This window comes from Sphingobium sp. BYY-5 (assembly GCF_022758885.1).
Lineage (GTDB): Bacteria > Pseudomonadota > Alphaproteobacteria > Sphingomonadales > Sphingomonadaceae > Sphingobium.
The window spans coordinates 1,270,570-1,283,168 of sequence record NZ_JALEBH010000002.1 but is presented as its reverse complement, the minus strand read 5'-3'; the positions used below and the strand labels follow the sequence as shown (position 1 = coordinate 1,283,168).

The window sequence follows — 12,599 nt, the reverse complement described above, 5'->3', positions numbered from 1 at the left end:
TATCGCCAGGATGCTGGTCCGACTTCCCTTAAAATTGGAGCGATCCAATAGTCTCAAATTGCAGATTCCGAACAAGGGTCAGACTTCAGCTACAGGGAATGGTCGGATCGACGCAAATTACGATATTGTAATGTTATCACATTCCTGTGGCATGACATCCACGCGGCCGCACTCATTCTGGATGATCGCCTGCTAATCGGATCGATACGAACGCGACACCATCATGATCGGAATGAGCGAGGTCGCCGGCAACGTTCCATTACAGAAAGTTACAATGCTACGATCATATAGTGCCGACTATGATCATGCAGACCCGGTGCAAGATTTTTAGCAGCGGCTCATGTTACCGAAAATTCATGAAATCCATCGATCGCAACAGGGAAACGATTGGCCGCACTCCGCGCCCGCAAAGCCGCGATATTGCTTGAATATTTCACTATCGCAACAGTGTGGTAACAATGTAACGGACGGAAATTAATTGTAATCTTGGAAAGTTGGCCCGCTTTACAGCCCGCACCAAGGAGGCGCACCAATCCCTCACCAAACACACTTCCATGGTGCGTAGGCATCAATCGGGCAGAAAGCTGCCGATCGGGAAAGGGATTGAACCGTGAAGAAAATTTCCATCGCTGCATCATTGCGTGCGGGCTCCGCGCCCGCCATCCTTGGCCTGGCGCTGATAGCGGCGCCTGCGTTCGCCCAGGGACAGACATCCACCACGACAGCGTCGCCGCAGGCAGCCGACGAAGGCGCCACGATCATCGTCACCGGATCGATCCTGAGCCGGACCAATACGGAAACCCCGTCTCCTGTCACCGTCGTCAGCACCGAAAATCTCGACAAGCGCGGCGTCAGCACGATCCAAGACGGGTTGCAGCGTCTGGCCTCCAATAATGGCCCGGCCCTCACCAACAGTTTTTCGGCCAATGGCGCCTTTGCGGGCGGCGCGTCCGCCGTTTCGCTGCGCGGCCTGTCCACCAATTCGACGCTGGTGCTGTTCGACGGTATGCGCGCGGCCTATTATCCGCTTTCGGATGACGGCACCCGCAATTTCGTCGATCTCAACACCATTCCCGACGATATCGTCGATCATGTCGAAGTTTTGCGGGACGGCGCTTCGTCCAGCTATGGCGCAGATGCGATCGCGGGCGTGGTCAACATCATCACCAAGAAGAATTTCAAGGGTATTGCCGGTCGCGCCGAAACGGGCATATCCAGCCGGGGTGACGGGTCGCAATATCGCCTGTCGCTGACGGCCGGCACCGGCGATCTGCAGGATAACGGCTATAACGCCTATGTCAGCGGCTTCTATTACAACAGCAAGCAGTTGAAGAACAGCCAGCGTCCCTATCCCTTCAACACGGACGATTATCGCCGCATTTGCCATGACGGTACATGCGGTCCGAACAATATCGTCGATGGACTGGATGGGAATGGCGCCTATCCGGGTTTCAGCCCAGTCGTAACGAATACGGGCAGCACCTTCTTCGTCCGTCCCGCTGCTGCGTCAGACGGCACGCAGAGTGGCGCCTATCAAATGCTCAATCCGACGGCGGGCTGCAACCGGAGCAACCCCTATACTCTGACAGCCGATGAATTGGCCGACAATCCGACGGCGCCTTCTACCGTGTGTCAGGAAGATATCACCAACAATTACGGCGTCATCAACCCGGATATCGAACGCTATGGCTTCTCGGGCCGCTTCACCGCCCGCGTGGGCGATAGCAGCGAAGCCTATGCGGAATTCAACTTCCTGCAGACCAAGGTCGCCTATGACGGCCTGCCGAGCACGATCCGCGCCAATGCGCCGGCGCCCTTCTACTTCCCGCGCTACAGCACGTCGGGCAACGTCGCCTACTATGGTAACAATAACATCCTGCAACTGCCGGTCTATGTCTGCCCGCGCGGTACGACCGTGGCCTGCACTGCGGCGAACGGCACGCTGAACCCGAACAATCCCTATGCCGCGCAGGGACAGAATGCCGCGATCATCGGTCGCCTGCCCAACTCGATCGAGCATGATGAATCGCGCACCCGCGCCTATCGCGGTGCGATCGGCATCAAGGGACCGATCAATGACAATTGGACCTATGACGTCAATGCGACGGCCATGCACATGGACCTGCGCCGCAAGTCGGACGGCTATGTCTATATCCAGCACCTGCTGGACGTAATCGCCGACGGCAGCTTCAACTTCGTCAATCCGGCGGCCAACAGCCAGGCGACGCTGGATTATCTGATGCCGACCGCGACATCGACGTCGACATCGGACATGGTTCAGGCGCAGGCGGTTGTCAGCGGCAGCCTGATGGAGTTGCCGGGCGGCCCCTTGCAGCTCGGCCTGGGGGTGTCGTTTCGCTATGAAGCGATCGACTCCCCCAGTATCAATTCCGACATCAACGGCGGGACCGAACGCTATTATCGCCTGAACGGCTTTGCCGTGAAGGGCGACCGTCGCGTCTATTCGGCCTATGCGGAACTGAATGCGCCAATCTTCGAACAACTCGAAATCAATGCGTCGGGCCGCTATGACCGCTATTCCGGTGGTATCGATAATTTCTCGCCGAAGGTCGGCGTGAAAGTAAAACCGATCGAGCAGGTTGTACTGCGTGGCACCTATTCGCGCGGCTTCCGCATCCCCAGCTTCGGCGAAGCCAACGCGACTTTCCCGACAACGGGCTTCGTCAGCAATACAGCAAGCGCATTCAACGACCAGTATCTGGCGCAATATGGCTGCACGGTAGCCACGTTCAGCACCTGTCCGGCCTATATTCGGAACGGCACCTATGGGCAGACCTCTCTCGCCAACCAGAATTTGAAGCCGGAAAAATCGCGCAGCTTCACCGCCGGTATCCTGGTCGAACCGATGCGCGGCCTGTCCTTCTCGGTAGATTATTATAATATCAAGAAGACGGGCGCCATCACGACAGCGAACAATGCCCCTGCACTGATCGCCTATTATGCAGGCCAGCCGATCCCCGAAGGCTATAACGTCATTGAAGACGTGCCGATCGCTCCGGGTGATACCAGAACGCCGCGTGTCGCCTTCGTGCAGTCGGGCTTCATCAATGCCAATACGATCAAGTCGGAAGGCCTGGACTTCGCCGCCAACGCCGATATCGGGATCACCGACGGCATCCGTTGGACCAGTTCGCTGGAAGCCAGCTATATCCTCAGGCTGGAAACCAAATTCCCAGATGGCACGGTGGAGCGCTATGACGGCACGCTCGGCAACTTCAACCTGACGGCGGGTTCGGGCACGCCCAAATGGCATGGTAGCTGGCTCAACACGCTGGATTTCGGTAAGTTCGCGATCAGCAACACGGTCAATTTCTTCGGCGGCTATGATCTTTCGGCCATGGACCAGGGCACCGACTACAAGGATTGCGGGCTGGATGACGGCTCGTTGCCCTGCAAGGTGAAAAATTATGTCACCTTCGACCTGAATGCGCAGGTCAAAGTGAACGACAACTTCACATTCTATGCCAATATGTTGAACATGTTTGACCGGTTGCCGCCGATCGACACCATCACCTACGGCGCCCATGCCTATAACCCGGTACAGGGTGGCGAAGGCATATTGGGTCGCTATTTCCGCGTCGGCGTGAAGGTCAATTACTGACCTTCCCTTCGGCAATGATGGCGGCGGCGGGCCCAGCCTTGTGACCCGCCGCCGGCCAACGGGGGACGCCGACCCAAGACAGTGAACCGTTGGTCTCCACCGAGGCGACGTACAGCCTTCACCCTATAAAATCGGCAATTGCACTCGGACGCGCAAGCCTCCGCCAACCGAAGAAGTCAGGGCGATCATGCCATCATGCGCCTGTACCGCCGACTGGACGATCGAAAGGCCCAGACCTACCCCCCCGGTGCTGCGATTGCGTGAAGGCTCCCCGCGATAGAAGGGCTCGAAGGCGCGGGCGATTTGCTCGTCCATCATGCCCGGCCCATCGTCCATCACGTCCACAATCGCCATATCATCGATGCGCTGGACAGTAACCCAAGCGCGATCGCCATATTTGATCGCATTGTCGAACAGGTTGGTGAAGAGCCGCTTCAATAGAAGCATATCACCTATGATCGTGATCGATTCACCCTTTGTCATGACCACATCGCGACCCATGTCGGCGAAGTCGTCAACCAGGCCTTCCACCAGCAACCCCAAATCGAGCGGGTCCATTGATCGCGGCCGGCTTTCATTATCGACGAAATCAAGCGTCGTACCTATCAACTGTTCCATCTGACGGATTTCATCCTCCGCCGCCATCCGGACCGACGCCGGTGCGCTGGCAAGGTGGAAGTGCAGGCGGGAAAGTGGCGTGCGCAGGTCATGCGCGATCGCACCCACCACCGAAGTCCGCTCCCGCACATAGCGGGCGATGCGCGACTGCATCTCGTTGAGAGACTGGGCAGCCATCCGGATTTCGCTTGGTCCCTCAACCGGGATGGGCTGTTCCTCAATCCCTGCCCCCAGCCGTTCCGCCGAAGCAGCGAAGGCTCGGATCGGGCGGGACAGGCGGACGCTGAACCATAGGCTGAGCGGGATCACGAGCAACAGGCCCAGGAGGAAGGCATTCTGCCCGAACAGCCGCCAAAGCGACTGGCCGCCGCGCGCCTCACGCGTCACCAGCCGCCATTCGCCCGAGCGCTGGCGAACCGCAGCGGTGAAGGTGCCCAGGATGAAAGGGTCAGCCGCCTCGTCGGAGCCATAAAGCTGCATTTCCTGCAAAAACTGGCCAAGCCGTTCGCGATCGCCCGGATCGAGCCGGACGCGGACATCATCGGCCCGCAGGGTCAATTGGCGCGCGAGCAGTGCCGATATCAACCGTTCGGCCGGGTCGGTCGGCGGGAGGGGCGCGGCCGCCTGACGCTTTTCATGCACCACGGGGATTTCGCGCAGCAGCGGCTGTTTCTTCAAGATGCGGGCGATCTCATAGACAGACACCGGCACCCGTTCGGGTGGGATAAGGGATAATAGCAAGAAAAGGCTGAAAGCCGTGAGAGTCAGGATGACGACCAGGGTAAGCGCCAATAGATGGGCGTGGATCGAATTGGCCCAGCGCAGGAAGCGCGCCTTCATCCGCGCCGCACCGCAGCCTGAAAGATATAGCCTTCACTGCGTACCGTCTGGATCAAGTCGCCCCCGGCGCGGGTTCCCAGCTTGCGCCGCAGCCGGCTGACCTGGGTATCAATCGCCCGATCGAACACATCGGCGTCGACACCGCGCGCGAGTTCCACCAAATGGTCGCGGGTCAATATCTTCTGAGGATGCTCGATGAAGGCGAGCAGCAGGGCAAACTCCCCCTCCGACAGGCTGATGATGATCCCGGCCGGATCGCGCAGCACGCGCCGTACCGGATCGAGCCTCCACCCCTCGAAATGATAATGAGTCATCGATGCCAGGCGCGTTTCGGCAGCAGAGCGACGACGGCGTTGAAGTGCGCGAACACGGGCAAGCAGTTCGCGCGGCGACACGGGTTTGGGCAGATAGTCGTCTGCCCCCATTTCCAGACCCGTGATCCGGTCGCCCTCGGTCCCCAGAGCAGAGACCATGATGATGCCGATGTCCTGTTTCCCGGCGAGTGAACGGGCAATCGAAAGCCCGTCCTCGCCCGGCATCATCACGTCGAGGATCAGGATGTCGACCCGCTGCCGGTCGAGCAGCCGGCGCAGCGCCGTGGCATCCTCCGCCTCCGCCACGACATAACCTTCCTGTGTCAGAAAGGCGCGGACCAGAGTGCGCAGCGAAGGATCGTCGTCGACGATCAGGATATGGGTCTGTTCCGACGCATCGATCGCCTCCGCCGCCATGGCCGCCACCTGCCTCTCCTTCATCCGTTCTGCGCCCTTTCTAGCGGTCGCCCTCCGCTGGATTTTGTCAAACCGGACACAAAGCGCGGAATTATTCTGCGCCAATTTTGTCGGCGCTGACAAATTAAACCGACGAGCCGCTGCTATAGCCGGGGCAAGAAGACGGCCGGGTAGACCGGGCCAACAGGGAAGAGGAGCGGCCCGCGTGCCGGCAGCGAAACATCAAGATCATGTCTGGACCCGCCGGTCGGCGCTGACCTTGCTGGCGATGCTGCCGATCGGCTTTACGGGGATCGGTAATGCCGCCGAATGCGTCGATCCCGCAAGCCTGTCCGCCGCGCAGAAGAGTATGCGCAAGTCGCTGGGGTTCCGGGCGCCGTCGGCCGATGCAGCCAAGCGCTGTAGCGTCTGCGCATTCTTCACCGCCGCCCAGCCCGGTTGCGGCAAATGCGCACTGCTGAGCGGCGGGATCGTCCCGGCCGAAGGGCTGTGCGATTCCTGGGCGAAGAAGGGCTGAACCGATGATAAGTGACGCCCGTCAATTCGTCTGGGACCTGCCGATCCGCCTGTTTCACTGGCTGCTGGTGGCGTTGCTGGGCTTTTCCTGGTGGAGCGCGGAAACCTATCATATGGACTGGCATCGCTGGTCGGGCCAGGCCGTGCTGTTCCTGGTCGTCTTTCGCCTGATCTGGGGCTTTGTCGGCTCGGGATCAGCGCGCTTTGCCTATCTCCTGAAGGGTCCACGCGCCATCCGCGCCTATCTGGCGGGCGGGGTCGCGCCGGTCGGCCATAATCCGCTGGGCGGATGGAGCGTGATCGCGATGCTGCTGCTGCTGATGGTGCAACTCGGCACCGGTCTGTTCGCGGTCGACATTGACGGGATCGAATCCGGGCCGCTGTCGCATCTGGTCGATTTCGACCAAGGGCGGCTGGCTGCCGCGATCCACGCGACCAGCTTCACCATCCTGCAAATCCTGATCGGATTGCATGTGGCGGCGGTGCTTTTCTACCTGCTGGCGCGGCGACGCAACCTGATCGGGGCGATGCTGACCGGCCGAACGGCTGTCGCGAGCGAGGCGGTCGTGCCTGTACGACGCGCCAGGGCGGTCACTTTCCTGATCGCCGTCACCCTGTCGGGCGTGATCGCCTGGTGGGTCTTCGCCGACCCGATGCTCTGAAACTGGAAAGGAAGGGATGACATGAAAAGCGACGCCCGGCGCCCGACCGCCCTGTTCACCCTGCTGGCCGCCTTATGCGCGACACCGCTGGCAGCGGCCCCCGGCGATATCATCGCAACCCGCATCGCCGGCTTCCGCGAGGTCGGGGCGGCGTTCAAGAACATCAATGACGAACTGAAATCGACCACGCCACAAACCTATGTCATCCAGATCTCGGCACGCCAGATCCGCGACTATGCGCGCCAGCAGCAAGGCTGGTTCCCGGCGGGCAGCGGTCCCAGACCGGGCGTGAAGACCGCGGCCAAGGCGGAAATCTGGAGCCAGGCCGCCGCGTTCAAGGCGGCGCAGGACGGCTTCGCGGCGCAGGCCAACACCTTCGCCACCATGGCGCAGAGCGGCGACATCGCGCGGATGCGGCTAGCGGCCAAAGCGCTGGGGCAAAGCTGTGGCACCTGCCATCGCAGCTTCCGCGTCGAGGAGCGGCGCTGATGATCCGGCACGCCATCGCCATCCTGATGCTGGTCCAGCCTGCCGAACTATGGGCGCAGGCTGCGGATTTGCCGTTGGAGGCAGCGAGCGGCGATCCCCTGCCCCCCGGCGTGAGTGTGAAGCAGGCGGGATCAAGAAGCGTCTATGTCGATGCCCATGGGCGCACGCTTTATGGCATGGATATGCGTGCCGTCACCGGCCGGACCGGGCGTCAAGCCCTATGGTGTTCGGGTGATTGCCTGACACAATGGGAACCACTGATGGCGCCAGCCAAAGCCATGGTCGTACCGCTCCCACCCCAGTTCGGCGGTGAAAAATCTGCGGCGGACGCGTCCAAACCGAACGGCGACTGGGTCGTCATGCAGGGACCGAAAGGACCGCAATGGGTCTTTAAGGGCGTGAACCTCGTCTTCACCCGCATTGGCGAACAGCCGGGATCGGCGGCGCATGACGGTGAGGACGGCCTCACCTGGAACAGCCTGAAATATGTGCCGCCCCTGCCCAGGATCACCGCGCCCGCAAATGTCGCGCCGCGCCTGGTGGAGGGACGCTATCTGCTGGTCGACGGACAGGGCGACCTGCTGGTCAGCCCCAGGGCTGCGCACTGCGGCGCTACCTGTGCACAATGGCGCGCCTTTCCCGCCGGGCTGGTGCGTCGTGGCACAGGCCAATGGAGCGTGCGCCAGGACGAGGAGCGAGCGCAATGGGTGTATCGCGATCGGCCGGTCTACGTGATCGACGGTGCCGATCCGGCGGACATTCCCACCGATGCGCTGCCACTTACGCCCTGACGGTCAAGGAGAAGAGAGGATGAACATGCGGAGAAAGCTGTCATGGGTCGCCGCCATCGCCCTGCCGGCATTGACTGCGGCACCGGTCGCTGCGCAGGGCGGGGACGTTACGAAACAGGTGGCAACCGCCGCCCTGCCCGCGCCACCAGCCAATGGCGAGATGGGCTTCGTCTTCACCCATTTCGCGCCCGCCATCTACCAGGGCAAGGAAGATTGCCCAGAGGGGCTGGCCGCAACCCTGCGTGAAAATTACCTGCAAACCCAACCGGTCGGCGAGCGGGCGCGGTTGCTGGAAAAATCCAACGAGAAGGAATTAACCGCACGCTGGCATGGCTATGCTTTCGGCCCGGACAATATCAACATCTGCACCCATCCCGACAAGTTCGATCGCCCGCCCCAGCGCATGGTGCAGGGCAAGATCGCCAAGGGGCTGAATCTGGACGATGAAACGGGCGATGGCGACAGCGAAGCGGACACCTGTCGCCACACCAATTTCGATGGCCCGACGGGAGAAAAGGGCATCGACAACCAGATGTGGCGGGCCATGGGCTGCGTGCGGACCTGGCGCGGGGTGGACGGCATGGGCGGTGACATCGTGCGCGGCCTTACCCAGTTCCTGATTAGCGGCGAACATAGCCAGGTGCTGTTGCTGACCGGGGTCGACAGTCTGGTCGACGATCCCGACGTGACCGTGATCTACGCCAATAGCGAGGATCGCGCGGTGGTGGATTCGCGGCAGAATTTCATTCGCGGCGCCAGCTATACGGTCACTGCCAATCCCGATCATCGCAACCTGCTGAAGGGCAGCATCCGCAACGGCGTGCTGACCACCGAGCCTGCCCATATCCGGCTGAAGCAGAATTGGGGACAGGGGTCGGAGCGCGACATTCGCGGGCGGCGCAACGAATATGATTTCACCAGGGCGCGGCTGCGCCTGGAATTTCAGCCGGACGGGTCGCTGAAAGGGATTGTCGGCGGCTATCAGCCTATCTGGAACGTGATGGCCAGCGCCTCGGTTGGGGGTGAGGGCGCAGCGACGACGGCGGGCTATGACTGCGCCGCCATGTATGCCGCGTTGAAGGCGATGGCCGATGGCGATCGCGATCCCGCGACCGGCCAGTGCCGCCGCATTTCGAGCGGGATCGAAGCAGAGGCGGTGCCCGCCTTCATCAACGACCGGCTGCCCGAAGCAAAGGTGGCGCAGCGATGAGCGGGATAGTCACCAGATGCCCATATTGGGCGCTGCTCGCCGGCCTGACGCTGGCCGCCTGCACCACCGAGAAGGTGCCGCAGACCGCATCGCCGGACCATAATCTCACATCCTTGCAAGCGCCGCTGGGGCAAGTGGTCGGGATGCGCCGCCTGACCGAGGCGCAATATCGCAACAGCGTCGCCGATATCTTCGGTCCAGACATCAAGGTTGCCGGACGCTTCGAACCGATCGTGCGGCCAGTCCATGAACTGATCGCCACCGGGGCGAGCGTGTCGACCATCTCACCGGCGGGCCTTGAACAGTTCGACGCGATGGCGCGCAACATCGCGGCGCAGATTGTCGCGGAGGATCGACGCGCGCAATTCATTCCCTGCGCCCCGCGCAGTGCCGCCGCACCCGATGCGGATTGCGCCGCGCGCACGCTGGTGCCGATCGGCCGCTACCTGTTCCGCCGGCCGATGACGCAGCAGGAAATCGCCGCCTTCGTCATGATGGCGGGCAAGGGCGTTGGACAGGATCAGAGCTTCTATGACGGGCTGCAACTGGCGTTGGCGGCCATGCTGGTGTCGCCGCAATTCCTCTACATCATCGAAAGCGCCGAGCCGGATCCGCAAGCGCCCGGCGAGATGCGGCTGGACAATTACTCCCGCGCCGCGCGGCTGAGCTTCCTGCTGTGGAACACCACGCCGGGCGAGGCGCTGCTGCGCGCGGCGGATGAGGGCAAGCTGACCGATCCGGCCGAACTGTCGGCAATCGCCCAGCGCATGGTCCGGTCGACCCGGCTGGAGGATGGCGTTCGCGCCTTCTTCGCCGACATGCTGCTGTTCGAGAAATTCGACGAGATGGCCAAGGACCAGATCGTCTACCCCCGCTTCAACCCCGACGTGGCGTCCGCCCTATCCGAACAAATGCTACGCATGATCGTCGACCAGTTGGTGACGCGGCAGGGCGATTATCGCCTGTTGTTCACGACCCGGCACACCTTCATCAACCGGGCATTGGGGCCGCTCTACCAGACGAAAGTCGCCAGCAGCCAAGGCTGGGTGCCCTATGAGTTTGCCGAAGGCGACGACCGTGCCGGCCTGCTGGGGCAGGCGGGATTCCTGGCGCTCTATTCCCATTCCGGGCGCAGCTCGCCGACGCTGCGCGGTCGTGCGATCCGTGAGCTATTGCTGTGCCAGCCGGTGCCCAATCCACCCGGCAACGTCAATTTCACCGCGGTGCAGGACGTCACCAACAAGGCGATGCCGACCGCGCGCATCCGCCTGAACGCGCATAACAGCGACCCGGTCTGCGCCGCTTGCCACAAGATCACCGACCCGCTGGGCCTGCCGCTGGAACGGTTCGACGGCATTGGCGCCTTCCGCGGGCAGGAAAATGGCGCGCCGATCGATACGGCGGGCGTGTTTGAGGGTACAGCCTTCCAGGGCAATGTCGGCCTGGGCAAGGCGCTGGCGGCCAGCAAGTCAACCACCGAATGCGTCGCGGGCCGCGCCTTCCAATATGCGACCGGCCGGACGCCAGCGGATGAAGACGCAACCGCAATGGCGATCGAGCAGGGCTTTGCCGCCAACGGATATCGCATCCAGGCGCTGTTCCTGCAGGTGGCGACCATGGCCGAAGCCTATCGCGTGCCCATGACGCCGCTGCCCAAGCCGCAGGTGGCGATGATGACCAGCCCCCATATCCGATCAGGAGATCAGCCATGAGCTTCCCCTTCAATCGCCGCAGCGCGCTGCGCGGCATGGTCAACGGCATGGCCGTCGCCGTGGGCCTGCCGTTGCTCGACATCTTCCTCGACGGCAACGGCACGGCGATGGCCGCGACCGGCGCGCCAATGCCGGTGCGGTTCGGCACCTGGTTCTGGGGACTGGGCGTCAATCCGCCACGCTGGTTTCCCGGCGCGGCCGGCAAGGATTATGAACTGAAGGTGGAGCTGGCACCGATCGAAGCGCTCAAGCACAAGGTCAACATATTGGGCGACTTCACGCTGCCGCTGGACGGCAAGCCCAACCTGCCGCATATCAGCGGTGGCATCGGCATCCGCACCGGGATCGCGATCGAATCCGACCGAGGCTTGCCTGGTCCGTCCTTCGACGTATCGATCGGCGATGTCATCGGCACACGCACGCGCTTCCGGTCGATCGAGTTGTCGGCGACCGGCGATCCGCGCAATTCGCTGTCGGGGCGCGGCAACGGCAATCTCAATCCGGCCGAAGTATCGCCCGCCGCGCTCTATACCAGGCTGTTCGGCCCCGGCTTCCACGATCCCAACAGCGCGACCTTCACCCCCGATCCGGCGGTGATGGCGCGGCGCAGCGTGCTGTCGGGCGTGGTGGACCAGCGCCAGGCGCTGGAAGCGCGTGTGGGCGCGGCGGACCGGCAGCGGCTGGACCAATATTTCACCTCGCTACGGCAGTTGGAAAACCAGCTTGACGTGCAACTGACCAAGCCCGAACCGATGCAGGCCTGCATCGTGCCGCCCAAGGTGCCCGACCAGCCGGTCAATGCCGAGATCGAGAATGTGATGCATAATCACCAGATTATGACCGATCTGCTGGTCATGGCGATGGCGTGCGACAATGTCCGGCTGTTCAACATGAACTTCAACAATGGCGCGTCATCGCTGACCCGGATCGGCAGCACCATCACCCATCATCAACTGACCCATGAGGAGGTGCTGGATAATCGGCTAGGCTACCAGCCGGAGGCGACCTTCTACGTCAACAAATGCATGGAAGCCTGGACCTATTTCATCAAGGCGATGGACGCGATGAAGGAAGGAGACCGCACCCTGCTCGACAACAGCCTGGTCTTCGCCCACAGCGAGACCGAGTTCGCCAAGTTCCACACCATCGACAATATCCCGATGATGACGGCAGGATCGGCGGGCGGGCGCATCCACACCGGGCAATATTTCACCGGCGATGGCACGCCGGTCAGCCGGGTAGGTCTGACCCTACAACAGGCTATGGGCGTGCCGGTCGACCGCTGGGGCACGGGCAGCCTGGAAACCAACAAGATTATTCCGGGCTTGATCGTCTAACGCCGACCCGGCTCGTTTCCGATAAACCCCCGTCTTCCTCAAACGCCAGCGCCAGAAAGGCCATCATTCTC

10 protein-coding genes are annotated in these 12,599 nt (G+C 62.0%); 8 read left to right on the top strand and 2 right to left on the bottom strand.

All coding sequences use genetic code 11. From position 1 onward, the window contains the following. The first annotated feature begins 679 nt into the window (after positions 1-679). On the top strand, positions 680-3,622 hold the full coding sequence (locus MOK15_RS21735; RefSeq protein ID WP_242933807.1) for a TonB-dependent receptor: 2,943 nt from the start codon (positions 680-682) through the stop codon (positions 3,620-3,622). Positions 3,623-3,745: 123 nt separating this feature from the next. Here MOK15_RS21735 and MOK15_RS21730 read toward each other — a convergent pair whose 3' ends face one another. Both MOK15_RS21730 and MOK15_RS21725 read right to left on the bottom strand, forming a co-directional pair. Then, positions 3,746-5,080, bottom strand: coding sequence for a HAMP domain-containing sensor histidine kinase (locus tag MOK15_RS21730; protein ID WP_242933749.1), 1,335 nt, complete (start codon positions 5,078-5,080; stop codon positions 3,746-3,748). Next, positions 5,077-5,835, bottom strand: a complete 759-nt coding sequence (locus tag MOK15_RS21725) for a response regulator (RefSeq protein ID WP_242933748.1) — start codon at positions 5,833-5,835, stop codon at positions 5,077-5,079. Before MOK15_RS21725 ends, MOK15_RS21730 begins: the two co-directional genes overlap by 4 nt. 181 nt (positions 5,836-6,016) lie before the next feature. On the opposite strand from MOK15_RS21725, the gene MOK15_RS21720 reads away from it, so the two are divergent. Genes MOK15_RS21720 through MOK15_RS21690 form a run of 7 tightly spaced genes read left to right on the top strand, consistent with a single transcriptional unit; the run spans position 6,017 to position 12,528 of the window. Further along, a complete protein-coding gene (locus MOK15_RS21720) occupies positions 6,017-6,328 on the top strand; it encodes a high-potential iron-sulfur protein (protein ID WP_242933747.1) in 312 nt (103 codons plus the stop codon). A gap of 4 nt (positions 6,329-6,332) precedes the next feature. Continuing rightward, a complete protein-coding gene (locus tag MOK15_RS21715; RefSeq protein ID WP_242933746.1) occupies positions 6,333-6,989 on the top strand; it encodes a cytochrome b/b6 domain-containing protein in 657 nt (218 codons plus the stop codon). Positions 6,990-7,010: 21 nt separating this feature from the next. Then, positions 7,011-7,478, top strand: a complete 468-nt coding sequence (locus MOK15_RS21710) for a cytochrome c (RefSeq protein WP_242933745.1) — start codon at positions 7,011-7,013, stop codon at positions 7,476-7,478. Beyond that, positions 7,478-8,269: a hypothetical protein gene (locus MOK15_RS21705; RefSeq protein ID WP_242933744.1), complete on the top strand. Its 792-nt coding sequence runs from the start codon at positions 7,478-7,480 to the stop codon at positions 8,267-8,269. Before MOK15_RS21710 ends, MOK15_RS21705 begins: the two co-directional genes overlap by 1 nt. A gap of 19 nt (positions 8,270-8,288) precedes the next feature. After that, positions 8,289-9,479 (top strand): hypothetical protein, encoded by a 1,191-nt coding sequence (locus MOK15_RS21700; RefSeq protein WP_242933743.1) that lies wholly within the window; start codon positions 8,289-8,291, stop codon positions 9,477-9,479. Further along, positions 9,476-11,191: a DUF1592 domain-containing protein gene (locus tag MOK15_RS21695; protein WP_242933742.1), complete on the top strand. Its 1,716-nt coding sequence runs from the start codon at positions 9,476-9,478 to the stop codon at positions 11,189-11,191. Before MOK15_RS21700 ends, MOK15_RS21695 begins: the two co-directional genes overlap by 4 nt. Further along, on the top strand, positions 11,188-12,528 hold the full coding sequence (locus MOK15_RS21690) for a DUF1552 domain-containing protein (RefSeq protein ID WP_242933741.1): 1,341 nt from the start codon (positions 11,188-11,190) through the stop codon (positions 12,526-12,528). Before MOK15_RS21695 ends, MOK15_RS21690 begins: the two co-directional genes overlap by 4 nt. The last annotated feature ends 71 nt before the right edge of the window (positions 12,529-12,599 follow it).

What these genes read in the sequence shown, in the direction of transcription:
- MOK15_RS21725 (WP_242933748.1), bottom strand. Translation starts at nt 5,835, where the DNA reads ATGAAGGAGAGGCAGGTGGCGGCCATGGCGGCGGAGGCGATCGATGCG.
- MOK15_RS21705 (WP_242933744.1), top strand. Translation starts at nt 7,478, where the DNA reads ATGATCCGGCACGCCATCGCCATCCTGATGCTGGTCCAGCCTGCCGAA.
- MOK15_RS21715 (WP_242933746.1), top strand. Translation starts at nt 6,333, where the DNA reads ATGATAAGTGACGCCCGTCAATTCGTCTGGGACCTGCCGATCCGCCTG.
- MOK15_RS21690 (WP_242933741.1), top strand. Translation starts at nt 11,188, where the DNA reads ATGAGCTTCCCCTTCAATCGCCGCAGCGCGCTGCGCGGCATGGTCAAC.
- MOK15_RS21730 (WP_242933749.1), bottom strand. Translation starts at nt 5,080, where the DNA reads ATGAAGGCGCGCTTCCTGCGCTGGGCCAATTCGATCCACGCCCATCTA.
- MOK15_RS21700 (WP_242933743.1), top strand. Translation starts at nt 8,289, where the DNA reads ATGAACATGCGGAGAAAGCTGTCATGGGTCGCCGCCATCGCCCTGCCG.
- MOK15_RS21710 (WP_242933745.1), top strand. Translation starts at nt 7,011, where the DNA reads ATGAAAAGCGACGCCCGGCGCCCGACCGCCCTGTTCACCCTGCTGGCC.
- MOK15_RS21695 (WP_242933742.1), top strand. Translation starts at nt 9,476, where the DNA reads ATGAGCGGGATAGTCACCAGATGCCCATATTGGGCGCTGCTCGCCGGC.